This window comes from Aquimarina rhodophyticola (assembly GCF_042434915.1).
GTDB lineage: Bacteria > Bacteroidota > Bacteroidia > Flavobacteriales > Flavobacteriaceae > Aquimarina.
Genome location: NZ_CP170198.1, coordinates 1,014,619 through 1,038,547 on the forward strand (window position 1 = coordinate 1,014,619; position 23,929 = coordinate 1,038,547).

Genomic DNA, 23,929 nt, shown 5'->3' on the forward strand with positions numbered 1-23,929 from the left:
TATATTTTTATACGATTAGCAACATCTTTTAGCAATTAAGATGCAGATAATTCGTAGGAGTTTTTTATAATTTCGGTATCACTGAGTAAATCTTGAATAAAATAATCCAAATGATCTATCGCATATATTTTTGGATAGAAATACCCATTAATAAATAGACCTGGAGTAAAATCAATTTGATTTTTTATACACCATTGTTTTTGTTGTATAAATGTTTTATCGACCTTTTGTTTATCAAAATTAATAGAGTAGGAAGCAAGCCATTGTGATTCATTTTCATTCGTGAACCAAGTGTGTAGTGCCTTGTTAAATTCATTAATGTCACCTTGTAATTGCATTGCCATCATATTTTGACAAATTAATTTATCATTATCATATTCATCAAGAATGTCTACATTAAGAATAGTGTTGTATGCTATTTGATCGCCATATCGCTGTACTATTTTTTGAAGGCTGCTGTGTGCTTTTTTGCAAAAATCACAAAAGGGATTGGTAATTACTGTAATGACTAATTGAGATCGGGTGATAGCACTACTACTTATCGTGAAAATACTAAAATCATATTTAGGTTGTTCTATCAATGTGTTTTTGAACAATGTGTAATTGCGAATAATCCTTGTACTTTCGATGGTACTCGTTTTAAGTTTATGTACCTGCTTTAAAATGTCTTTTAGGATATACCAACCAAATACTAATATTGCTTGAATAAAGGCATACAACAATAGGGGTTCTAAACTTATCGTAATACTATTATTTGAAGAGTAAAAGAGAAGTGTCATTTGTAAAATCAAGACACTGCTAATTACTAAGCAAAGAGGACACCATTTTTTTTCTGCAAATTTTTGATACAAGAGTGATGTAATTACAAATAGCATACTAGCTAAAAGCACCACTTTTTGTATAAAAAAATAGTCTTGCTCGTAGCTAGCAATATTCATAAGTAGGTATGATATGATTTGTGAAAGGAAGAAAAGAAAGCTAATGTCTGAAAAATTAACATACTTAAACAGCTTCCATTTTTTTGAATTGATAACCGAGTCGCAATTGTTTTGATTTGTTTTTTTACAAAATTTATCAAGGTTCGATATAGTAAATTGAAAGAGGGATTTAAGTGACAAAATTGAAACGATAAAACCTACTATAGATAACAGAGAAAAAATGCTTTTTATAACATTAGCTTGCAATAAGATGAAGGATAGAGCACTTAAAAGTAAGAGTGCAAATAAATTTTTCTTGGTTCTAGAAACTTTACTATACAATTTAGATTTTTCAACTGGTTCAAATAGTAGTACAATATTTTTCCAGCGTATCTTAAGGTATTCTAATGGAACTTTTTGAGAATCTATAAAAATTTGTCCGTTTTTTCTTTCTACTAAGTGTAAATCTTGTGTTCTATGTTTAGTCTTTAAAAAAGCTAAGAAGCTATCAGGTGTTTGATCAATCTCATCAAAAGCTACATTATAGACCGCATGCGGTATTTGAAAGTATTCTAGAGTTTCAATCACAGAAAGTAGATTAGGATAGCTAGGATGGCTTACTAATCTAAAACTAAAAGATTCTATATCTAAGACTATATTTTGTTTCTTAGCGTATGCCAGTATAGACTCTAAAAGATTGTGTTTATGATTCATAACTATATTTTATTTCACTTTAGATTAGCTGAGATTTTACTGAATACTCTATAAATTCAAGGTTTTAACCTGGCGTGTAATCGGATTTTATTTAATAGAGAAGAAATATTTCACTCCAATCAAATGTGTTATAGTGCAAGGATAGTAAGACTAGTCCTGTACCACACAATCCATTTAATATAGAAGCTTTGTCTAGGGTGTAGGTTTTCTCTTTGTCTTGACGATACCAGGGTAAGTAAATATCTCCTTCTAATGCTAGCTGTGTGTTAAGGTTTTTGAGTAATTCTTTTTTCCAAAAATCAATACGTTTTTCTATAATTGGACTATCAACTTTGTGGTTGATTTTTTGCATCATAAAAGCTATCCCACTTAAACCATGGCAAAAACCAGTATCTAAAAATGAATAGTCTTCAAAATGATCCAAACCAGAATTGCCAATACGTCTTGGTATGATCGTTCTTAGGAGCTTATAAGTCTTTTCTTTTAAGTCTTCTCTTTGTAGGATCTTTGTAGCATATAATAAAGTGTTTGTAATCCCTAAATCTCCATAACACCAACCTAAACGACTGTTTAAGTTGCGTTGATTAATATCGACTGTGTGGTAATCAGGGAAATTACTTATTCGCGAGATGTTATTTTTAAAATTGAAAAGACTTTTAATAATTCCATCGATTAAAATATCTAATAATTGGTGTTCGTATTTCAATTCTTTTAGGCGAATTAGGAACGCAAGTATACCAGGTAACCCATGTGCTAATCCTAAATTAATTAATCCTTTAGTTTCTTCATTTTCATCATACCAATAAATACCTTGTTCTGTTTCTTCTCTATTTTCATAAAGTGAAGTCAAAAATTGATGAATAAGATCATTGACTTTTTCTGAAGATTGTGTTTTAGAATTTATGTAGTAATGAAGTTTACCAATACTGCCATGTATAGGATCAAAATTATTAGTTTTAAAATCAATCTGTAAGGATTGTATCAGATAGTCCTCTAAACCTTCAAGCGAACTTTCATCTTCAATAATTTTACATGTTTGTAAATATTGGACAGTATAAAATATTCCTTCAAACCCTTCAAGAAATCCAGAACCCAACTCACGATCTCCAAACACTTTTATTAGGGTATTAAAGAGTTCGAGCGCTTTTTGTTTATAGATTTCTTCTTTAGAATAACGGTATAGTGTCGCCTCAAAAATTAAAACTCCTAAGTCATCATGTAGGGTTGGAATATTCATTGCCTTTGCTGATTCAAAAAGGATGGTTTCTATTTTTTTTAAACTGGGTTCAAACATTGTTAGTGGGATTGGTTTATAGTATTTTAAGCAAGGATAAGGTCTCTGTATTATTAAACATAAATTGTATCATCATCATAATCTCCATCGAGAGAATCATCATCACAACAGGATTTACCTCTTCGAGAACCATTTTTACAACTCTTGAGACAGATTCCTAATAAACCTCCATTTACACTTGCCATTTCGATCGTATCCATTTTTGAAATGGTTTCTTTATTAAGGATTAGTTTTTTCATATACTTTTAATAATTAGTTTGTTATACTTTAAAAGTAGGTGTCAAATACCTTAAAAAGTATTGTTGAGACACCTACTTTTTCAATTAAAACACAATACTTACGTCAATGATTACAGGTTTGCCATCACAGCATCTTTTACCTCTTCTGGTTCCATTAGCGCAGCTACGAACACATACATCTATCCCTCCTATGGTACTATTCATTTCATGGTTTTCCATTTGAGAAATAGTTTGCTTATTTATCTTGAGTTTATTCATGTTTCTTTTATAAATATTGTGAGTTAGGCAATTGTATAATCATCATACTCATCGGTCATACAACAAGCTTTTAGCTTTCTAGTTCCATTTGGACAACTTTTTAAACAAATGCTCAAAAAAGCCCCGCCGTTAGTTAGTATCATTTCATTTTTATCCATTTGTGAAATGGTTTCTTTGTTTAATTTTAATTTGTTCATGAGTTGAAATTTTATGACTTTGAAAAGTCCGTTCGAATTAGATTTAAAATCAACCGGTAACTCATTAGAGATACCGGTTAGATGAAAATATTTAGTAAATGCTGATTTCAAGACCGTGTGGGTCTCCATCACAACAAGCTTTTTTCTTTCTAGTTCCGTTAGCACAACTAACTAGGCAAATTTTTAATCCACCATTGATACTTGCCATTTCATTTCTATCCATTTGCGAAATGGTTTCTTTGTTTAATTGTAATTTATTCATTACTTTGTTTTTAATTGAGTATGTATATACTCGGTTATTATAAATTTGTTTTTTCCATTTTAAATGGATTCTACTAATTAGAGCTTTTGCCAGCCAATTTTAAGACGATTGCTGGTGAAAGTCTCTGATAAATTTAGTAATCCACTACAAGCGTAATAGGATAACTAGGGCAACAAGGTTTTCCTTTGCGGGAACCATTCTTACAGCTCTTTAGACATAGTTTTAGTCCACCATTTATACTAGCCATTTCATTTCTTTCCATTTGTGAAATGGTTTCTTTGTTTAACCGTAATTTATTCATTCTTCATTTTTAATTGAGTATGTCTATACTCGGTTATTGGAAATTTGTGTATTCCATTTTAAATGGACTTTACTAATTAGAGCTTTTACTAGCTATTTTAAGTTAATTGCTAGCAATTTTTCTAGCACTTTTTAGTAAATGCTGATTTCAAGTCCGTGTGGGTCTCCATCACAACAAGCTTTTTTCTTTCTAGTTCCGTTAGCGCAACTCACTAGGCAAATTTTCAATCCACCGTTGATACTTGCCATTTCATTTCTGTCCATTTGAGAAATGGTTTCTTTGTTTAACTGTAATTTATTCATTGTTAAAAAATTAAATTTTGCCTACTCTTTGAAAGGATTTTCGGCTTACTCCTGTCTTGTCAATATTTTTTCTTTTTTGTTTTCCATTTGTGCAGCTTTGCTTCGATAGTATTGATATAAATAATTATACAGTACCCATTCATTTAAGCGATGATTAGATTTGAATAGTCTATTACAATGCATGTGGATGTAGCTATTAAGAAGGTCAATTACTGTTAAGTTAGTATCTGATTCCTTTCTGTTGGCTATGATTTTTGCAACAACTTTTTGAGTGTCTTTTTTATAGTGTTGTAGAACAGTATCGAACTCTTCGTCTACAGGTTGCCCCATAATTGCATTGATATTGCTTCTGTTATTTCTAAATTTTAGCGATAACTGCCTATTAATTTCTGTTGTCGCTCCCATCTCTTCATCAAAACTTTTTTTAAGATTCTCAGAGATATTTTTCTTTTGGATCACATCCAAATTCCAAGCATCTAAAAAAGTATCGATCGTTTTCATACCCCATAACCATCGCTCGTTATCATTTTGAACGCGTGCTATGACGTAACTAATTAATTTGCTATTTTGAAAGAATATAGATTCTGATTCTTCGATAGTTTCTGGTCCATAGCGCTCAAGTTCTCTTTTATAGGTATCTACGACAATTTTATTAATGGTTTTAGCTTTAATATAAGGTTCAATTATGCTATGAAGTAATTCAATCACATAGGTTAAATTTTTGGGATCATTTATCTTAAACCTAAAGCGCGCATGTCGCTCAGGATCTTTATAATTTATAAAAAACCATTTTTCGATTATATTTGATTGTACTAATTGGTTTGCTACTGGTGTAAGTGTTGAGGTTAAAAAAATATCAGATATCCTTGAACCCATGTATACTTTATAATACAGCCATTCACTTCCTATAAAAAAATACCGTTGTGTTTTAGACATATTATTTATGTATTAATTTTGTTTTATAAATGAGAAGAATAGTTCGTTGCAAAATGCTTCTCCGTCTCTGGTTACCGATGCATTTTGTTCGTCAAATAGATACTCTACAAGTGTTACTTGACTGCGTTGCTTAATTAATGAGAAAAATGTTTTAATACTTAACGAATGATCCAAGTCGATTAATAATTCGTTATCAGCATCTTTGAGCATTATCCTTTGTGGCATATTCTTTTCTCTTCGCCATGCTGTTATATCCTTTTGTATTAGTAATTGTTCTATTTCTTCTCTTTGCAATGTCCATGTAGCTAACGATAGTACAATATTTTTGTAGCGTAATCGGGGTAAAAAATTACGACCTATAGCAGCGTTGCCCCAATCAAAACCTAAATTTTCTCTCAAATTTTGTGTTTGTATATCGCATAAGAATTGATAAATCGGAAGTGAATTATAAGAGAAATTATGGGCTGTAGCCATCTTAGGTAAAATTTCTTTACCATATTTTTTTGAAGTCAGAACAATACGATTGTACTCTAGGGACACCAAGATATCATCAATAGTAATTTGTTGATTTTTTGGAAGTGTACTTTTTGTTAAATATGGTATCTCATACTCGCGCAAATGATTTCTATTTAAAATATTTCCGATTCTGTTTTCTGGTAGATGGGCGATTTCGGCAAGTAGTTTATCATTATTCGCTTTCTCTTGCTCCGTTATCTTTTTTAATAAGCGATCAATATCTTGATCTGCTTGAGTAAATCTACCAAGTAGATAGGTTGCAGAGGGACCTCCTACATGAGACATATTAATTAATGGGTGTTCTGATTCATTATTTAATAGGTGTACGATGGCGGTAAAGGATGGTGGTAGGTTTTCCCAATTTTCTTCAAACTTTTCAAGATCTTGATCGGTCAATACAAGTTCTAATGCCTGAGTACCCAATGCAATTAATTTTGAGTTTAAAAACTCATCGGTTGGCGTCCATTTAATTTTTTTATGATACTGTTTATTAGAAGACAAGGATAAATTAAGATCATTTAAAAGTGGCGATACATCATAGTCGTCTTCTTTTAGAAATCCATAGCCTACTCCTGTTTCTACGTCCAAAGCTAATGAAAGCGGAATTTTTTCATCTTCGAATTTTGCATAAAAACGTTTTTTAAATTCTGTAAGTTTCTCATCCTCGGTATACGGAACTAATTTATTGAGTAGCCGAACACCTGATTGAATATCTTTGGCAACGCTAGTAGCTATTGTATTTTTTTTTGATGAGATTAAAAGATCTGTCTGAAAAAGATACTTTTTGTTATATACTATTCCAAAAGAATCTAATAAAGCTGTAAGCTCATCATAATAACCGAAACTTGACTCGTAGCCAGTACTATCTAATTTTAACAATAAGTTGTTGATCGCAATGAGCTTATCTTTTATCTCTTGTGATGGTACTGTAGTAATTAACAATGACAGATAATTTTCTCCCGTTACCGATGGAGCAATTGAACTTATCAAAATTTGATTATCTATAAGTTCATGTACAAAGGCCGTAGCGTCTTCTAAAGAAATTTCTGGTTCTACCAAAAATTGAGCTAATGTTTCTATAGAGGCTCCATTTTGTGATTTTTGTAATAATAATTCAATATACTCCGAATTGCTTATAGACATTGTGTAATGTCGTCTTTGGGTATTGTGATATTTATATTCTATATATCTTAATTTACTTCCTACTGGATACAAACTCGTATTTGGATAGTAACTCAGTTCTTTTCTTATCTCATGAGACTCTTCTAATTTTTGAACTAGTGAACAGATATAGCTCATGTCAATACGTGTAAATCTTTTGTGATTTTTTGAAGGCTCCAATTCAATAGCTGTCTGCGTATCAATCGTTCCCAAAGAACAACCACTAAATAATCCAAAAGGAGTACAGCGATGTCCCATTCGTAATAAGTATTTTAAGAGTGATTGTAGTAATCGTTCTTCATCTTTCATCTTTTTTCCATCAAGAAATTTTTTCATTTCTTGATACAAATCTGGCGAAGCTAAGAAAATAGCTTCTGCAACAATAGGAGTTGAGCAAAGCTGCTTTATACGCTCTACCGTCAAATCTGCTACTTCTGTTGAAGAAAGATTGTGCGTTCTCAAGATGTATTCGTTGGCTGGTAAATAAGGCGATGTCATGCTTCGATTTCTATATATTAATACTTGGGATTGCTTAGGAGTTAAAAACTATTTTTAATAATTCAAGATGTACTCAACAACTGCAATCAAAAAGTTAACTATGGTACGTATCATGTGTACTATGGTTTTTGATTTGTTCAAAGATAGAAGCAGCTGTAGGCTAATTACAAGCTAGGTAAGTCTTGATTCCTGAAAACAAGCACGGAATTCACGGAATTCAGATTTCAAATAATATAGTTTAGATATTGATAACAAGGAGTTTGCGGGTATTTTTCAAATTTTAGGGGATAATTTTTAAAGTGCTATATTTATGACTTTATAATCAGCCATTCTTAAGATATAATTTCTTGAAATCAATTATTCCATACACGTTTTTTGATCAGTACTGTCTTCGAACACCTATTTTATCGCTAAACTTTTATCATGCTTTTGTTAATCAAGAAAAAATAACTCCAATTCAATTTAAAACCCTTTGGGAAAATGAGATTATTAGAGAAGCTATTTTTTTAGCTTCGCCCGATTTATATAGAGAGTTAGATAAGTGGTTAGCTACTCCCGATAGGATATCTGATAAAAATGATCGTCTAGCAACTACATTATTAAAGTATGTGACTAGAATGAGTTCTCGTTGCACCCCCTTTGGGTTATTTGCAGGATGTAGTGTAGGTCATTTTGATAGTAATACGATTATCGAGTTAGCGCCAGACAGTCAACATGAGAGAGTAACTCATTTTGACATGAATTTTTTGGTTGCTTTTGCACAGAGTTTGTCTAAACAAGAAGATATAAGAGATTCACTAGTATGGTATCCAAACACGAGTATCTATCAAATAGCAGGGCAATATAGATATGTCGAGTATACATATAATGAAAAAAATAGGCGAATACATTCGATCGAAGCAATTACGCACACACCTTTTTTAGAAAAAGTTATTACACTTGCTCAAAAAGGGGCAAAGGTCAAGACACTAGCCAATTCTTTGGTAAGTAAAGAGATTACATACCAAGACGCAATTGGTTTTATAGAATTGTTAATAGCGAATCAAATATTGGTGAGTGAATTAGAACCTTCGGTTACGGGAGAGGATTTTTTAATACAATTACAAAAAAAGCTATCACATCGAGATAGTTGTAAAGAAATTCTGGAAGAGATTAAAGCATACCAATCTTTTCTTACAAAGATAGATACAAAACTGGGTAATACTATCAAAGTATATAAACGGCTACAAGCTTCTCTCAAAGAATCAAAAAGACCATTTGAGCATAAATTTTTATTTCAGACAGATCTTTATGTAAATACATCCTCCAATCAATTGCATAAAAGCTGGGCTTATAAACTTAAAAGAGCCCTTCCGTTTTTAAACAAAATTACTGTAGATAACTCAGATTCAGCTTTAACTCAATTCAAAAATGCCTTTGTAAAAAAATACGAAACCCAAGAAGTTGCACTTCCTATAGCCTTGGATACCGAGTTAGGTGTTGGCTATTTGCAATATCAAGATGCAAAGGATTCTACACCAATTTTGGACGATCTAAACATTCCGCTGAAAAGACAAAAAGGAAATAAAATCGCTTGGCATCCATTTCATGAAATTTTACAACAAAAGTTACAAGCCTTAGCTAGGGAATCATCAAAAATAGTTACGTTAACTGATAGTGATGTCGCCACGTTTCAAGAAAACTGGAATGATTTACCTAATACCATGTCTGCAATCACCGAAATAGTTGCTCTCCAAGAGGGCCCTGCAATGTATCTAGCATCGCTAGGAGGTTCATCGGCAGCTAATTTATTAGGAAGATTCTCTACAGGAAATTCTGAAATTTATAAGTATACAAAGGCAATAACAGACCTTGAAGAGCAATACGATAGTGACAAAATTTTGGTTGAGATAGTACATTTACCAGAGTCAAGAACAGGCAACATACTTAGGAGAGCAAAACTTAGAACGTACGAACTACCGTATCTAGCCAAGTCAAATTTGGAAACACATAAGCAAATACTTATTAATGATTTAATGATATCCGTGGTTGGAGACCAGATAATCTTGCGATCCAAATCGTTAAATAAACAGGTCAAGCCTTTTCTAACAAATGCACATAATTATAGCACAAATGCATTACCAATCTATCAATTTTTATGTGATCTTCAGTATCAAAATTTACGAACAGGATTAGGATTTAGGTGGGGAGAAATGCTAGAGAAACAACCGTATCTTCCAAGAGTAGTATATAAAGATTTTATACTTTCAAAAGCGAGATGGAAATTGGATCAAGAGGACTTTACAACTCTCAAATCTTATTATGATGCTCAAAATTTTGAAGAACTAAAACAATGGAGAGCTATCAAGAATCTGCCTCAATATGTGCAATTGATCGAAGGAGATAATACGTTGCTTGTTAATTTCGAAAATGAAAACTCAGTAGGAATGTTAGTACATGCTACCAAACGTAAAGCTCACATGATTTTAGAAGAATTTTTATTTGCCTTAGATGGAAAATCAATTACAAAAGAGCAAATTGTTAAAAAAGGAAATGAAGCGTTTGCAAATCAAATTATATTTTCTTTTTTTAACGAAGAAAAACTAAGGAAACAAAATTCGAAAACGGCTGAAGCTCATAAATAAATAATAACTTTCTACTTTTTAGCAATATTATAGTTAGCGAATTTAAACAACAAGGCAAAATTAAAAAACAAGCTAAGATAAACAATATCCAATGGGGTTAAAAAGAACGCATATTATAGGAGATGAATGGCTTTATTATAAACTATATTGTGGAGTACGTACCTCAGATCTATTACTTATCAATGCAATTAAGCCATTAGTTCACAAACTTCTTAAAGATAAACTTATTGATTCTTGGTTTTTTATTCGATACAAAGATCCAGATTATCATATACGTATACGCTTTCATTTAATAGATACAAAGGATGAAAATATAGGAGCTGTCATTAATGCTATTAATGCAGCTTTGAAACCCTATTTAGCACAGCACAGTATTTATAAAATACAGACCGACACATATAATAGAGAGATAGAACGCTATGGCTGCCAGAATATTGAAAATTCTGAGACAATATTTTTCTATAGTAGTGAACTATTATTGTCCGCCTTAGAACATTTTAAGAATGATGAATCCTACTTTTTATTTGTGCTGAGTGCTATCGATCAGTTTTTAACAAATTTTAATCTTGATTTAGTACAAAAAATAGATTTTACTAAAGCCAATATGTTGGCGTTTAAAAAGGAATTTGAAGCAGATAAAAAATTGAATAAACAGTTGGATAAGAAATATGCTAATCTTAGGAGTAAAATACATGATGCGATAGATAAAAAAGATTCTGACTACAAAATATTTAAAACAATCTTATCTCACCCAAAGTTTTGTAATCAAAGAATCATACAGCAAGTCATTACTGTAAAAACAACATATGCTATGGATGTTTCGTTAGAAGAATTACTAAGTAGTTATATACATATGCATGTAAACCGGGCTTTTAGATCGCAGCAACGTTTTTACGAATTAGTATGTTATGACCTTTTATATAAGTATTATAAAGCAAAAAGTTACAAAATCGCATGAAAAACATTATTTATCTCACCTTATTTTCTTTGAGCATACTTCATTTATTCTCACAAGATCAGAATATGGAGGGCAAGGTAGTAGATTCGTTGTTATCCAAATCATACGAAGTATTAGAATTGTCTTTTATTCAAAATATAAAAGATAGTCAAAAATCATCTCTATATGCCCATGCTATGTTAGAGAAAGCAAGATTAGCCAAAGATTCTCTTAACATACTTAAAGGATATACATTATTGTCATATATCAACGACAATAATAAATCAGTGATCAAATATGCAGATCAAATGATTAGTATTGCTCAAGTACTCAAGCATGATCGTTACTTATGTATTAGTTATTTAAACAAAGCAAATTATTATTTCTATAAAAGAAAATTTCAGGAAGCTTTGGACAATTATTTGAAAGCCAAAGAATTTTCGAGCAAATTTTCTAGACTAAACTATTTGATAATTCAAAATATTGGAGTTTTAAAAAGCCGACTAGGCGAGGATACCGAAGCATTAAAAATCTTTAAAGATAATTGGAAGTTTGTACGTCAAGAAAACTATGCAGTCAAAGACAATCCAAGTTATATAACGACTCTCTTTAGCTTGGCAGATAGCTATCGTAGGGTAGGGATTCATGATTCGGCCTCTTTTTACAATAAATTAGGAGTAAAGGAGTCTCTAGCATCCGAAAATAAAAATGAATTATATCATTTTATTTTAAACGAAGGAATTAATAAGTATGATATGGGACTAATTGAGATAGCTTCAGATAGCGTTTCTAAGGTTATTACATCATATAAAAAAGACATTGACAACCCCAATCTTATAGTTGCCTACTATTATTATGGCAAAATTTTATCAAAGAACAAAGTACCAGTAAAAGCAATACAATATTTTAAGAAAGTAGATTCTTTATTTACTATTACTCAGGATATAATACCAGAAGCAAGAGAATCATACGAGTATCTAATTAATTATTATAAAAAAACAGGCGATAGTGAAAATCAATTACGGTACGTAAAACGATTGCTTAAAGTCGATAGTGTTTTAAATGATAATTACCGCTATTTAAGTAAAAAAATTGCTCAGGAGTATGATACACCTAGGCTTTTAAAAGAGAAGGAAAGTATTATAGCTGATCTTAAGGATGAAAATAAATTTTTTTCAAATGGGATATTTTTGACCTCCATCTTTTTAAGTATTAGTATTATCGGCTTAATTTACTATTACAAACGTCAAAAAACAATAAAAAAGCGATTTGATGATCTCATAAATTCATCATCGCAAGAATTGTCAGATACACCCAAACCAATTTCTAAACCAAAATCTAAATCTAAAACCAAATCACTTGATATTTCTGATACTATAGTAGAAAGTATTTTGAATAATTTAAAAGATTTTGAAAACGCTGCCAACTATTTAAAACCTAACATAACCGTAGGATCTTTGGCAAAACAATTTGGGACAAATTCAAAATACTTATCTAAAGTGATTAATGATTTTAAAAATAAGAACTTTAGTGTATATATAAATGATTTGAGAATTCAATATGTGATACAAAAGTTGAAAGAAGACAGAAAATTTAGAATGTATACTATAAAAGCAATTTCATCAGAGATAGGATTTAATACAACAGAGGCTTTTTCTAAGGCATTTCATAAGAAAACTGGAATTTATCCTTCATATTTTATAAAGAACTTAGATAAACTATCAGATTAATGGGAGATAAGAGGGTGAAGTAAAATGTATTGATTTACAGGTTTTTACACTTTTTCAAATTATTAAATTGACCCTGTATTCCTGAAAACAGACTACCTCTAGATATAATAGGCTTGTAAATTTGAGGTAATTAAATACATTTGACAAATATCATTTAAAAACATAATCACATGAAGAATTCAAACATCCACACATCGTTAAGTATTGAGAAATTTCAAATCGCAAAATTAGACACTTTATCTTCGATACGCGGAGGAAATTTACTTTACGATGAAGAAGTAATAGGTACTCAAACAGATAAGAATATAGTTAAATCAAGTTTACCATGTATATTTGGAGGAGATAAATAAGAATCCAAAATAATTAAAAGTCATAGTCTCTATTTGAGTTTTTGAATAGAGACTATTAATTTTTTCAGAATGAATTATAAGCGCTCAATCTTATTTCTATTAACTGCTACTGTTATAATGAGCTGTGCACCTGTATCAAAAGAGTTACCAGTGTATACGACTCATATCTCCAAAATTTTATCTAAAAAAGAAAGTCTTGCCCCGCAAGATCAACATATCTGGCAACATAAAGATTATCTTAGAGACACTATTCCTGGTGTAAGCACAGAGAAAGCACTTGAATTATTGCGGGATAAAAAAGCAAATACTGTAATCATTGCGCTTTTAGATACCGAGGTGGATATACAACATCCAACTTTAAGAGATCAGATTTGGATAAATCAGGGTGAGATCCCAGATAATGGTATTGATGATGATACCAATGGTTATATCGACGATATACATGGATGGAATTTTCTTGGAAATACAGCGGGTGAAAATACATTTTATACGAATTATGAATATACTCGCATACTCAAAAAATACGCTTCAAAATTTCAAAATAAAAAAATAGAGGATATTGCAGATACTGATGTACAAGATTTTAGCACGTATCAAAAAGCAAAACAAACTTATGATGCTGAGCTTAAAGAAATAACCGAAAATACAGTCCAATACAATGCGATTTATGCTTCATATAAAAATGCTCAAACTCTTATAGGTAATTATATAAATGCAGATAGCATCACGCTAGAGCGATTAGATAGCCTAAAAATAGCACGACCAGATCTGGATCAGCAGATTACTCTCTTATCAAACTCTATACGGTATGAGGTAAAAGAGCAGGATATGTTAGATCAACTAGAATTTCTTGCCAACAGTACGAATAAGTATTTGAACCTATCTTTTGATGATAGAGGCATTATAGGAGATAATCCAGAGGATCTTACCGACACATTTTATGGTAATTCAAAAGTTTCCAATAATGTTGCTTCCCTTTATCATGGTACCTTGGTAGCGGGTGTCTTAGCGGCAAAGATGCATGCTAATAAATTTCGAGGTTTCTCAAAGAAATTTAAATTAATGCCTTTGGCAATTTCATCCAATGGAGACGAACATGATAAAGATATTGCCTTAGCAATTCGCTATGCTGTGGATAATGGAGCTAAAATTATTAATATGAGTTCTGGTAAAAATTTTTCCATGCATACTACATGGGTTAATGATGCCATTGCCTATGCAAACAAAAATGAAGTTTTAATCGTTACCTCTGCTGGTAATGATAATCAAAATATCGATCTCGCAGACCATATTTACTATCCAAATGATCATCAATTACCCGAAACTAATAACTTTATAAAGGTAGGCGCCATTTCACAGCGGCTCGATAGCGCACACTTTAAATTTGTAAATAGTAGCTACGGTAAGCTTAATGTAGATTTATTTGCACCCGGTGAAGATATATACACAACAGCAGTTACAAAAGATTTATATGACGTAGTAAGTGGCACCTCATTTGCTACACCAATGGTAGCAGGGGTAGCAGGTTTGTTATTTTCTTATTTCCCAGAATTAACAGTAGCCGAGGTTAAAGAGATACTTCTTAACTCTGGGACTTCTTACGAAATTGAGATAGCAATCAATGATGAAACCAAGGGCACTCCAAAAATGATTCCTTTTGCAGAACTTTCTAAATCAGGTAAAGTGGTAAATGCTTTTAATGCTGTGCGTATGGCCCAGCAGATTGCTGAGAAATAAATAAGAACCTACACCATTTTAAATAGTAAATTGATTACGAGCCATTGATTTTTAGTCAATAGAAAACAAAAGAGTCAATTCAAAATGGAGGTACCATAAAAGTATTGGTAATGTTGTATGTTGAAGAACTTCTGACCGTTTAATAAAAAATACTCATCTCTCTATTAAGTTTTTGATAGTCGTTTTATATAAATTACCTATCGGAATATAACTACCATTGATAAGTAACCTATTACCTTGGATGGATTGAATATGACTTGTAGAAACAATGAAGGATTTATGTACCCGTACAAACTGAGAAGATGAGAGGGTAGCTACTATATTTGATATCTTTTCTCGAACTAATAGTGTAGAATTCTTTTGTACTATTTTTGAATAATTTCCGGCAGCTTCGACATATAACATGTCTTTTATTTTAACTTGAATATGCTTTTTGTCGCTATAAAAAAAGATGTGATCTTTTTTAGAGGTATCCAGAGTGGGAGGGATTGCATTAGTGGCTTCTTTTATTTCAATAGTTTTATTCACAGCTTTCAAAAAACGTTCAAAACTAAAAGGTTTTAAAAGATAATCTATGATTTCTAATTCATAGCCCTCTAATGCATATTCTTTGTAAGCAGTAGTAACAATTACTTTTGGAGGATGCACTAGAGTTTTCAAAAAATCAAATCCCTTTAATTTAGGCATGGATAAGTCCAAAAAGATTAAATCAACAATATTTTCTTGTAAGTAATCTAAAGCGTCTAACGCATCGTAACAATTTTTCATTAGTTGCATAGTGGGCAACATGTCACAATATCCTTTGATAATGTCGTGTGCGATATATTCGTCATCTATGATAAGGTACCTTGTCATTTTTGGACTATTAAGTGTGAAATAAAAACATCCTCGTCGTTGATGATCGTGAGCTTGTGTTTTTCTGGATATGCTAATGCTAACCTTCGTTTTAAGTTTTTAAGGCCTATTCCTTTAGATTTTATCGGTTGGCTACCATCAAAGTTATTTTCAACTTTAAAATCCACAGTCTTTTTATTTGCCTGTATATCTATATAAATATAGGCACCTTCTCTTAAATTTTCGGCACCATGTTTAAAAGCATTTTCCAAAAGAATAATATATAGCAAAGGCATTATTTTTACATTATTAACCTTTATATCTGTTGTAAAACGTATGGCTATACTCTTATGATAGCGCATTTGATGTAATGCGATATAGTTTTTTAAGTAAGCAATTTCTTCTTCAAGCGATACCCACTTTTTTTCACCTTCATAAATACTATAACGCATTAGCTCTGATAATTTTAAAATAAGAGCTTTAGATTTATCAATATCCTTATCTACAATACCATATAGGTTGTTCAACATATTAAAAAAGAAATGAGGATTTACCTGACTTTGTAAATGCAACAGTTCGGCTTTATTCTTTTCTTTTCTAAGTATCAGTAATGATTTTAATTGCAAAATAATCCATCCTACTCCGCCAATAAGCAAAAGAACATAATAAAGAATTACCAGTATGCTCACTGCTTCGGGATACGCTGCTAAGAATACGATAGACTGCTTACCAAGGATCAGCAGCTCATAGGTTATATGAACTAACGGAATAGCAATTGTAGTCAAGACAATACTCTTGATCCATAGCCAATTTTTTCTATCTATAAGTGAGATCATAATACAAAAATAAGAGAATCGAACAGACAACTACAATAAAAGTGATCAACTCCCCGAGCTATGGTTTATAAATTGGTAGGATTGGGATAAAAAACATTGATACCCGAATATAGCGCATATAACCTTTATAAAACACATCTTATCACTAAATTTTGAATGCTTGTTAGTCTAAAGATACTTTTGGGATTCATCCGAAAAAAGAACATCATTCAATTAAAATTTACAAATATGAAAAAACAAGTCTTTAGATATTTAAAACATGTCACGTTTACTGGTATTGTATTAGCCCTATGTGCAATCTCAATTGGTCTCTATCATGGTGCCAGTTTGAGCTATGCACATGATGATAAACGATTCGCTTTTGATGGTGATGGACCGTACGCTTTTTATACAAATGATAGTATTGTACAAATCAATTATATTAAAGGAAATAAAGTAGATGGTTTTTACTTGGATCAAAAAGAATATCTCTCAACCACGGCAATCCCGGCCAAAACTTTTTTTGCTTTGGATTCTACTAGTTTTGATGTTACCATACACCCCGAGATTACAACACCCAAAACGGTGTACAACGATAATCATAAGATATTAGCAATTTCGGATATTGAGAGTGGGTATAAGACCTTTAGAGACTTTTTGATTAATAATAGAGTTGTTGATCAAAGCCTAAACTGGATATTTGGTCAAGGTCATTTGGTTTTGGTAGGAGATTTTGTTGATAGAGGATTCTCTACGACACAAGTATTATGGTTTATCTACAAATTAGAGCAAGATGCCAAAAAGCAAGGAGGTCACGTTCATTTTATTTTAGGGAATCACGAATTAAAGAACATGTATGGCGATCACGAGGCTTCGTCGCTTAAATACACATTTATTGCTTCTATGTTGGGAACAACACAAACAAATTTATATAGCTCAACTTCGATATTAGGTGTTTGGTTATCCAGTAAAAATGTAATAGAATCTATAAATGGTAATCTATTTGCACATGGCGGATTACACCCTGATATTGCTAAACTCGATATGACACTAGAGGAAATAAATAAATTTATGAGAACAACCTATTATACTGCACCATATCCCAAAAGGAACAAAAGTGAAACAGATGTATTGCTTTCGTCAAAAACAGGGATTTGTTGGTATCGTGGTTATTTTAAAGAAGATCTTACCATAGAGGATGTTACTACACCTTTAGAAAAGTTTAAAGCCAACACTATCATTGTAGGTCATACTCTACAGCCCAAAGTAAAGCGTTATTATGAAGGAAAAGTTATCGGAATTGACGTAAAACACGCTAATGATTATCATAAGAATTGGCCTAACCAAAAGTCGGAAGGCTTGTTGATAGATGGGGCTCATTATTATCGAGTTTTTGATAATGGTGAAAAGGTAAAAATATAGTCTATTACACCGCTATCCTAACTATTTAAACTAGTAAAAAACAACATAAACAACATATTGCATCACTATAAAGTAAATCACATATTTTGCTAAACCCTTGCTACCACTGCTTGGAAAGTTGCCGCACTTGTCAGGAAGGTTTCCCAGAGGTGGGAAATGTTGCCGCACTTGTCAGGAAGGTTTCCCGAAGGTGGGAAATGTTGCCGCACTTGTCAGGAAGGTTTCCCGGAGGTGGGAAATGTTGCCGCACTTGTCAGGAAGGTTTTAGAATCTGTTGGATCATTAAGTAGTTTATATATAATAAATTATGTAGTTTAGTACTAATAAAACCCACTACCAACCCCACTTAGTATCCCACGGGTAGTATTTGTAAAAGAGAAATATCGTTACCACAGGTGTCTATATATTGTTGTTGTGCCCAATTAAAAAAAACCGTTCTGAATTCAACATCAAAAGATATAAATGAAAGTGTTTTATGTGTCCTAAAGTATCAGGATAACAAAATCATTGTTGACTACGAGCCAATAGAAAAACACCTGATTCATGAATTGGAACACTTGGAAAACCTCTGTAATTCACCTAAAGATTCCATTCTTGAAATTTTATCATATTTAAACAGTTCCGAGAAATTAAAACCTCTTCAAACTCAATATAGATATTGTAAAAATTTAGATGGTTCATATCAACGATTTACAGCAAACTTTCAAGAAAAGACAAAGGAAATTACACAAAGAAGAGATTTGATTTATCTAAATGAAAAGCAAAACCCAGAAAATTATGATTTAGATAGTGAAATTAAACAACTACAATATAGTCTTTTAGAAGATTTCACACTTTGGGTAAAAGCCTTCAATATTTCAAAAACATATAGAAAATGTTTCGAGAACAAAGATATTTTGACTTTTTCACACAGAATTGACGGCTGGTCAAATCCTGAATATAAACTCAATAAAAATTTTAGTATTGAGTTAAAGACAAACTTTGGCTATGGAAGTTCGAGTTATTTCTATATAAAATTAAAGTATAAGAATATTGACATAACACCAGTTTCGGAGTGGATTAATTATGAACTCGCAAAGTTTTCAGAAATCGTAAGATATACAAAGTCATTCTCTTACAAATCGTATCGTGGAATATATAATGGTCGTAGAATTTTCCGAAAGGAAATTCAAAACTCATATTGGCAAAACGCAATGGAATTTGCAAAGGAGGCTTGCAATTGTTCTTTAAGAAGTGAAACTGAATTTATCCAAAAATATGTAATTGAAGAGTGCGAAAATATGGTAGTAGGTCTTACCGACATTATGACTAAATCAACATTTACATTTATTGGAGAAGGAGAAAAACATTATAGTGTAGATAAGAAAGGACATCGACTTATAGAGTTTCGGGGCGAAAAAGTTAGTGGAGCAATTGATTTCATTTCCAAAATTGTAGAATACAATCAAATTACCGAAATTCAAAATTTCATAACCAAAATAGAAGAAATTAATAAGGAGATACAACCAATATTAATTTCCGAAATTGAGATTATAGCTAAAAAATTATTCAATCTTAATTCAGAATTAGAAAAACTCAAACCTGAATATGAACACCTGAAATCAAGGAATAAAGAATACGAAACGGATATCGGAAAATTAAGAATTGAAATGATAAATAATAAAGTTTTTGAATATAATAGTGTTGACTTGGAAAAACTAATGAAACAATTTAATCAACTAAACCCAGAATATTCGGACTTTAAAGATGAATACGAACTGATTAGTCAACAATATTCTACTTTAGTTCAGAAAATAGATATTTTGAAAAAACTGAAAGTCAATATAGTTAGTTATCAAGTTAAAATTAAGAATTACTTTGCGAAATAACTGGGCACAACAAGGTGTCCTATGAAAAGCACTCGCCTAGTTCCTTAAAATTAATATTTATTTTTTTAATTATTTCATATTGTTAATGATTAGCTGTTAGAATGTTGATAATTCCGGTAGGATTATCAATATTTCAATAGCTTTTAAATAACTTGCTCGGCATCCTATATGTGATCCATTGTTTGATATGATGGTCACCAGCATCTGTATGATTATACGTTATAAACTACTATAAATAGAAAAGTATGCACGACTAAAACACTCTTGAAAGCGCAATGAAGAACGCTATCTTTAAGCCTTATGAGCGACAAGTTTACGTATGGTTTGATGTCGCGGGGCACTGATAGTTCTAGAAAAGTTATATCTTTAATAGATACAAATAGGAGTACAATTATTAGGCGCTACTCACCTAAGCAATATGACAAACACGAAGACAAATGACAGAATTTTGGGAAACAGCATTTAATGACAAACAGGAAATGTGGGGTATGAACCCTGCAAAATCTGCTGAATTGACTAAAAACTTCTTTTTAGAAAAATCTGTGAAAAACATTCTAATTCCAGGAATTGGATATGGACGAAACGCCCAACCTTTTATCGAAAACGGAATAAATGTAAACGGAATTGAAATTTCTAAAACGGCTATTGAACTTGCTAAAAAGCATTATGGAAATGGAATGACTATTTTTCACGGTTCTGTGACTAAAATGCCTTTTGACGATAAAAAATATGATGGGATTTTTTGTTACGCTCTGATACATTTATTGGACAACGAGGAAAGGAGAAAACTAATCCAAGACTGCTACAATCAAATGACCGAAAACGGATTTATGGTTTTTACTGCCATAACCAAAGAAGCACCGAATTTTGGTAAAGGAAAACTAATAGAAAAAGACCGTTACGAATTTCACGAAGGAACCAAAATATTTTACTATGACCAAGAATCTGTAAAAGCTGAATTTAACGACTTTGGACTTTTTGAAATCAGCGAAGTGAATGAAAATCAACCGATGTACTTGATAAAAAGCAAAAAGTAATGAAAAAATACCGCACATAACAATGGTAACCGTTGCACAAGTCCTTTAAAAAGATAAATTCGGTATAAAATTTTGAATCTAAACGCTAGTTTTCTAAAACAATATATTAATAACTACTGCACTACAAAGTGCTCTAAACGCTTTATTTCAGGCCTTAAAAGGCATTTTAATCTGCAACTATAGGTCAAATACACTCCCGATTTACTTACCAGGTTTTTCTTGATGATTATTAAGTACTTCATAAAATTATATGCTATAGCGGATACATGCATACTTTTATTGGCCTGTTTTAGACCTATAGTATTGATTTTGCATAAACTCATACATTGTGTGAGTGTCCCAAGGACTGGCTCAACGGTGCTTTGTCGTTTGCCTTTGATATACTTGCTCTATGCTACCTCTAGTCCAATGCTATTAAGTTAAGAATTTAATTAATTACGAGTTTTTTAAGTTATTTTTAACTTGTAATTTTCGTATATTATAAGTGCTAAGCAACATTAAAGCAGAACATTAGTTTAAACAATTAATCAGGAGTATTCATGAAAGCTTATACTTGATGAGTATTATTAAAAAACCACAGAAAACAAAAAACCCACAATTTTCATTGTGGGTTTCTTTTTGCGGAGAATGAGGGATTCGAACCCCCGGAGGTGTGACCCTCAACAGTTTTCAAGACTGCCGCATTCGACCACTCTGCCAATTCTCCTTTGCGGGTGCAAATATAGGAGCTTTTTTCAATTTTGAAAGCCTTTTTTAAAAAATATTTAAAAGTTTTTTTAAAACATTTTTTTAGGTGTAGGGATATGCATCAAAATCAGTATCTTGCTCTCTGTTTTTGGGGAAATGTAAAAATGCATATTTTTTAAATAGCTTTTGCAAATGACGTGTCATGGACAAAATTTCAACGAATTCAATATTCGTAATTTCAGCAAAATCTAAAATAAATCGTATTAATTAAAATTTTTTATTGAGTGAAAAAAGTAATCGCAGCGCTAGCTATTTTAAGTATTGGTTCTTGTGGAACCTCTCAAAGTTCAAAACAAGCTTCTTCTACACAAATTGTCGATGTAAGTTCTTATGCGAGTCGGATAACCGCAAAAGACCTTAAAAAGTATCTATATGTATTTGCGGGTGATGATTTTGAGGGTAGAGATACTGGAGAAGAGGGACAAAAGAAAGCAGCTAATTATTTAAGAACACAGTATCGTAAAATGAACATTCCTGCTCCAAAAGGGGTTGAGAATTATTATCAAACGATTCCAAAAAGTTTTTTTAGAGGTGATATACAAGCTTCAGAAAATGTTTTAGCGTTTATAGAGGGATCAGAAAAACCAGAAGAGATACTTGTACTGTCGGCTCACTATGATCATGTGGGCATAGATAGTAAAGGTGAAATATACAACGGTGCCGATGATGATGGATCCGGTACGGTCAGCCTTTTAGAAATCGCAGAAGCATTTAAGAAATTAAAGGATGATGGTCATGGACCAAAACGTTCTATCTTATTCTTGCATGTTACAGGTGAAGAAAAAGGACTGTATGGATCCAAATACTATACAGAGAATCCTGTTTTTCCTTTGGCAAATACGATAGCTAATCTTAATATCGATATGGTAGGGCGTATTGATAAAGATCATCAAGGTGAAGATAAAGAGAATTATATTTACCTTATCGGAAGTGATCGTTTGAGTACAGAGCTTCATGAAATAAGTGAAAATGCAAATGCGACCTATACAAATCTGAATCTAGACTATACCTATAACGCACCGAATGATCCAAATCGTTTTTATTACAGAAGTGACCATTATAATTTTGCCAAAAATGGGGTGCCGATTATTTTTTACTTTAATGGAGTTCATGAAGATTATCACAAGCCTACCGACACTCCGGATAAAATAGTATATGACCTTATGGCAAAACGCGCACAGCTCGTTTTTTATACAGCTTATGAACTTGTAAATCGTGAGCAACGAATTGTTGTTGACGGAGAAGTTGAAGAAAAAGAGAAAAGCGAGTAATATTTTCGAAATATAATAGTAATCAAACAAAAAAAGACCTTGCAAAAGCAAGGTCTTTTTTACTATGGGGTGGAAGACGGGACTCGAACCCGCGACCCTTGGTACCACAAACCAATGCTCTAACCAACTGAGCTACAACCACCATTTAAATTCGGATGCAAAAATAAGTCATTTCAACCATTCTGCAAACTTTTTTTTCAATTAAATTAGATCAAAAACAGAATCCACTGCAGCATAGCGTTCTACGGTAAATCCTTCGGCATGGGATACACCTATGATACGTCCTAAATCTGCCGATCTATAAGTAATACTGTCCAAAAAATTGTTGCTGGATATAGGAGTACTAGGTTCTTTACTGTTTTTATCATAAAATTGGGAAGCATAAGCCATAACACTTTTTAATTTTATATCCATAAATCCTGTGATATCAACAACGATATCTGGAGTTGTCGATTTCCATTGAATATAATGTAAAACTAAACGTGGTCTCCAAGGTTCTTGCAATCCATGTTGATCAAAGGTCTCTATTTTACGAAGCCCTGATAAAAAACATGCGTCACTCACTAATTGACTACCTTTACCATGATCGATATGTCGGTCGTCAATAGCATTACATAATACAATATCTGGTTTGTATTTACGAATCTTTTCTATAACCTTAAGTTGATGATTCTTGTCGTTGACAAAAAAACCATCATTAAAACTTAAATTTTCTCTTACCGAAACGCCTAAAATCTCAGCAGCCTTTGAAGCTTCGTTAGCTCTTATTTCTTTACTACCCCTGGTACCCAATTCACCTTGGGTTAGGTCTAGAATACCAGCTATTTTTCCTTTTCTAATTTCTTTGGCAAGAGTGCCAGAACAGCTTAACTCAACATCATCGGGATGAGCACCTACTGCTAATATGTCTAATTTCATGACTAAGTTTTTATCAAAGATACTATTTAAACAAGGCTCTTGTT

Annotated in this window: 23 protein-coding genes and 2 tRNA genes; 9 read left to right on the forward strand and 16 right to left on the reverse strand. The window is 31.9% G+C overall.

Translation table 11 applies throughout. From position 1 onward, the window contains the following. Positions 1–35: 35 nt before the first annotated feature. The 10 genes from ACE939_RS04365 to ACE939_RS04410 all read right to left on the reverse strand — a co-directional run bounded on the left by ACE939_RS04365 (position 36) and on the right by ACE939_RS04410 (position 7,595). Positions 36–1,631, reverse strand: a complete 1,596-nt coding sequence (locus tag ACE939_RS04365; RefSeq protein ID WP_378187564.1) for a vitamin K epoxide reductase family protein — start codon at positions 1,629–1,631, stop codon at positions 36–38. A gap of 91 nt (positions 1,632–1,722) precedes the next feature. Then, a complete protein-coding gene (locus tag ACE939_RS04370; RefSeq protein WP_378187565.1) occupies positions 1,723–2,925 on the reverse strand; it encodes a lanthionine synthetase LanC family protein in 1,203 nt (400 codons plus the stop codon). Between the two features lie 53 nt (positions 2,926–2,978). Next, positions 2,979–3,164, reverse strand: coding sequence for a class I lanthipeptide (locus ACE939_RS04375; RefSeq protein WP_378187567.1), 186 nt, complete (start codon positions 3,162–3,164; stop codon positions 2,979–2,981). 84 nt (positions 3,165–3,248) lie between these two features. Next, on the reverse strand, positions 3,249–3,422 hold the full coding sequence (locus ACE939_RS04380) for a hypothetical protein (RefSeq protein ID WP_378187568.1): 174 nt from the start codon (positions 3,420–3,422) through the stop codon (positions 3,249–3,251). 23 nt (positions 3,423–3,445) lie between these two features. After that, on the reverse strand, positions 3,446–3,619 hold the full coding sequence (locus tag ACE939_RS04385) for a class I lanthipeptide (RefSeq protein WP_378187569.1): 174 nt from the start codon (positions 3,617–3,619) through the stop codon (positions 3,446–3,448). Between the two features lie 91 nt (positions 3,620–3,710). Then, on the reverse strand, positions 3,711–3,881 hold the full coding sequence (locus tag ACE939_RS04390; protein WP_378187570.1) for a class I lanthipeptide: 171 nt from the start codon (positions 3,879–3,881) through the stop codon (positions 3,711–3,713). A 133-nt stretch (positions 3,882–4,014) separates the two neighbouring features. Beyond that, positions 4,015–4,182 carry a class I lanthipeptide gene (locus tag ACE939_RS04395; RefSeq protein WP_378187572.1) on the reverse strand — a complete coding sequence of 56 codons (168 nt, stop codon included), beginning with the start codon at positions 4,180–4,182 and terminating at the stop codon, positions 4,015–4,017. A 131-nt stretch (positions 4,183–4,313) separates the two neighbouring features. Continuing rightward, on the reverse strand, positions 4,314–4,484 hold the full coding sequence (locus tag ACE939_RS04400) for a class I lanthipeptide (RefSeq protein WP_378187570.1): 171 nt from the start codon (positions 4,482–4,484) through the stop codon (positions 4,314–4,316). Between the two features lie 45 nt (positions 4,485–4,529). Beyond that, the gene (locus tag ACE939_RS04405; protein ID WP_378187573.1) at positions 4,530–5,420 is read right to left on the reverse strand and encodes a thiopeptide-type bacteriocin biosynthesis protein; all 891 of its coding nucleotides are present in this window, start codon (positions 5,418–5,420) and stop codon (positions 4,530–4,532) included. 12 nt (positions 5,421–5,432) lie between these two features. Beyond that, positions 5,433–7,595 (reverse strand): lantibiotic dehydratase family protein, encoded by a 2,163-nt coding sequence (locus ACE939_RS04410; RefSeq protein WP_378187574.1) that lies wholly within the window; start codon positions 7,593–7,595, stop codon positions 5,433–5,435. Positions 7,596–7,942: 347 nt separating this feature from the next. Here ACE939_RS04410 and ACE939_RS04415 point away from each other — a divergent pair, with 347 nt between their 5' ends. The 5 genes from ACE939_RS04415 to ACE939_RS04435 all read left to right on the forward strand — a co-directional run bounded on the left by ACE939_RS04415 (position 7,943) and on the right by ACE939_RS04435 (position 14,973). Next, complete coding sequence (locus ACE939_RS04415; protein ID WP_378187575.1) at positions 7,943–10,219, forward strand: lantibiotic dehydratase family protein; 2,277 nt, start codon at positions 7,943–7,945, stop codon at positions 10,217–10,219. Positions 10,220–10,310: 91 nt separating this feature from the next. Then, the gene (locus tag ACE939_RS04420; protein WP_378187576.1) at positions 10,311–11,177 is read left to right on the forward strand and encodes a thiopeptide-type bacteriocin biosynthesis protein; all 867 of its coding nucleotides are present in this window, start codon (positions 10,311–10,313) and stop codon (positions 11,175–11,177) included. Further along, positions 11,174–12,886 carry a helix-turn-helix domain-containing protein gene (locus ACE939_RS04425; RefSeq protein ID WP_378187577.1) on the forward strand — a complete coding sequence of 571 codons (1,713 nt, stop codon included), beginning with the start codon at positions 11,174–11,176 and terminating at the stop codon, positions 12,884–12,886. Before ACE939_RS04420 ends, ACE939_RS04425 begins: the two co-directional genes overlap by 4 nt. A gap of 170 nt (positions 12,887–13,056) precedes the next feature. After that, entirely contained in the window at positions 13,057–13,236 is a 180-nt protein-coding gene (locus ACE939_RS04430; protein ID WP_378187578.1) for a hypothetical protein, read from the forward strand. Between the two features lie 69 nt (positions 13,237–13,305). Then, complete coding sequence (locus ACE939_RS04435; RefSeq protein ID WP_378187579.1) at positions 13,306–14,973, forward strand: S8 family serine peptidase; 1,668 nt, start codon at positions 13,306–13,308, stop codon at positions 14,971–14,973. Between the two features lie 153 nt (positions 14,974–15,126). On the opposite strand, the gene ACE939_RS04440 is transcribed toward ACE939_RS04435, so the two are convergent. Together ACE939_RS04440 and ACE939_RS04445 are read right to left on the reverse strand one after the other, a co-directional pair. Continuing rightward, a complete protein-coding gene (locus ACE939_RS04440) occupies positions 15,127–15,828 on the reverse strand; it encodes a LytR/AlgR family response regulator transcription factor (protein ID WP_378187580.1) in 702 nt (233 codons plus the stop codon). Further along, positions 15,825–16,643, reverse strand: coding sequence for a sensor histidine kinase (locus ACE939_RS04445; RefSeq protein WP_378187581.1), 819 nt, complete (start codon positions 16,641–16,643; stop codon positions 15,825–15,827). The genes ACE939_RS04440 and ACE939_RS04445 overlap by 4 nt, the downstream gene beginning before the upstream one ends. A gap of 228 nt (positions 16,644–16,871) precedes the next feature. Between ACE939_RS04445 and ACE939_RS04450 the strand changes: the two genes are divergently transcribed. From ACE939_RS04450 to ACE939_RS04460, 3 genes are all read left to right on the forward strand, one after another. Continuing rightward, on the forward strand, positions 16,872–18,044 hold the full coding sequence (locus ACE939_RS04450; RefSeq protein WP_378187582.1) for a metallophosphoesterase: 1,173 nt from the start codon (positions 16,872–16,874) through the stop codon (positions 18,042–18,044). A gap of 548 nt (positions 18,045–18,592) precedes the next feature. Beyond that, positions 18,593–19,912: a hypothetical protein gene (locus ACE939_RS04455; RefSeq protein ID WP_378187583.1), complete on the forward strand. Its 1,320-nt coding sequence runs from the start codon at positions 18,593–18,595 to the stop codon at positions 19,910–19,912. Positions 19,913–20,349: 437 nt separating this feature from the next. After that, the gene (locus ACE939_RS04460) at positions 20,350–20,949 is read left to right on the forward strand and encodes a class I SAM-dependent methyltransferase (protein ID WP_378187585.1); all 600 of its coding nucleotides are present in this window, start codon (positions 20,350–20,352) and stop codon (positions 20,947–20,949) included. A gap of 113 nt (positions 20,950–21,062) precedes the next feature. Here the strand turns inward: ACE939_RS04460 and ACE939_RS04465 are convergent, their stop codons facing one another. Beyond that, a complete protein-coding gene (locus tag ACE939_RS04465; protein ID WP_378188417.1) occupies positions 21,063–21,329 on the reverse strand; it encodes a hypothetical protein in 267 nt (88 codons plus the stop codon). A gap of 241 nt (positions 21,330–21,570) precedes the next feature. Beyond that, positions 21,571–21,655: transfer RNA gene (locus tag ACE939_RS04470), tRNA-Ser, on the reverse strand. 265 nt (positions 21,656–21,920) lie between these two features. On the opposite strand from ACE939_RS04470, the gene ACE939_RS04475 reads away from it, so the two are divergent. Then, complete coding sequence (locus ACE939_RS04475; protein WP_378187586.1) at positions 21,921–22,967, forward strand: M28 family metallopeptidase; 1,047 nt, start codon at positions 21,921–21,923, stop codon at positions 22,965–22,967. Positions 22,968–23,032: 65 nt separating this feature from the next. On the opposite strand, the gene ACE939_RS04480 is transcribed toward ACE939_RS04475, so the two are convergent. Both ACE939_RS04480 and bshB1 read right to left on the reverse strand, forming a co-directional pair. After that, positions 23,033–23,109 (reverse strand) — tRNA-His (locus tag ACE939_RS04480). A 59-nt stretch (positions 23,110–23,168) separates the two neighbouring features. Continuing rightward, the gene (gene bshB1 / locus ACE939_RS04485; RefSeq protein WP_378187587.1) at positions 23,169–23,885 is read right to left on the reverse strand and encodes a bacillithiol biosynthesis deacetylase BshB1; all 717 of its coding nucleotides are present in this window, start codon (positions 23,883–23,885) and stop codon (positions 23,169–23,171) included. Positions 23,886–23,929 lie beyond the last annotated feature (44 nt).

Coding starts and splice junctions, on each gene's coding strand:
- ACE939_RS04365 (WP_378187564.1), bottom strand. CDS start 1,631: ATGAATCATAAACACAATCTTTTAGAGTCTATACTGGCATACGCTAAG.
- ACE939_RS04370 (WP_378187565.1), bottom strand. CDS start 2,925: ATGTTTGAACCCAGTTTAAAAAAAATAGAAACCATCCTTTTTGAATCA.
- ACE939_RS04375 (WP_378187567.1), bottom strand. CDS start 3,164: ATGAAAAAACTAATCCTTAATAAAGAAACCATTTCAAAAATGGATACG.
- ACE939_RS04380 (WP_378187568.1), bottom strand. CDS start 3,422: ATGAATAAACTCAAGATAAATAAGCAAACTATTTCTCAAATGGAAAAC.
- ACE939_RS04385 (WP_378187569.1), bottom strand. CDS start 3,619: ATGAACAAATTAAAATTAAACAAAGAAACCATTTCACAAATGGATAAA.
- ACE939_RS04390 (WP_378187570.1), bottom strand. CDS start 3,881: ATGAATAAATTACAATTAAACAAAGAAACCATTTCGCAAATGGATAGA.
- ACE939_RS04395 (WP_378187572.1), bottom strand. CDS start 4,182: ATGAATAAATTACGGTTAAACAAAGAAACCATTTCACAAATGGAAAGA.
- ACE939_RS04400 (WP_378187570.1), bottom strand. CDS start 4,484: ATGAATAAATTACAGTTAAACAAAGAAACCATTTCTCAAATGGACAGA.
- ACE939_RS04405 (WP_378187573.1), bottom strand. CDS start 5,420: ATGTCTAAAACACAACGGTATTTTTTTATAGGAAGTGAATGGCTGTAT.
- ACE939_RS04410 (WP_378187574.1), bottom strand. CDS start 7,595: ATGACATCGCCTTATTTACCAGCCAACGAATACATCTTGAGAACGCAC.
- ACE939_RS04420 (WP_378187576.1), top strand. CDS start 10,311: ATGGGGTTAAAAAGAACGCATATTATAGGAGATGAATGGCTTTATTAT.
- ACE939_RS04425 (WP_378187577.1), top strand. CDS start 11,174: ATGAAAAACATTATTTATCTCACCTTATTTTCTTTGAGCATACTTCAT.
- ACE939_RS04430 (WP_378187578.1), top strand. CDS start 13,057: ATGAAGAATTCAAACATCCACACATCGTTAAGTATTGAGAAATTTCAA.
- ACE939_RS04435 (WP_378187579.1), top strand. CDS start 13,306: ATGAATTATAAGCGCTCAATCTTATTTCTATTAACTGCTACTGTTATA.
- ACE939_RS04440 (WP_378187580.1), bottom strand. CDS start 15,828: ATGACAAGGTACCTTATCATAGATGACGAATATATCGCACACGACATT.
- ACE939_RS04445 (WP_378187581.1), bottom strand. CDS start 16,643: ATGATCTCACTTATAGATAGAAAAAATTGGCTATGGATCAAGAGTATT.
- ACE939_RS04450 (WP_378187582.1), top strand. CDS start 16,872: ATGAAAAAACAAGTCTTTAGATATTTAAAACATGTCACGTTTACTGGT.
- ACE939_RS04460 (WP_378187585.1), top strand. CDS start 20,350: ATGACAGAATTTTGGGAAACAGCATTTAATGACAAACAGGAAATGTGG.
- bshB1 (WP_378187587.1), bottom strand. CDS start 23,885: ATGAAATTAGACATATTAGCAGTAGGTGCTCATCCCGATGATGTTGAG.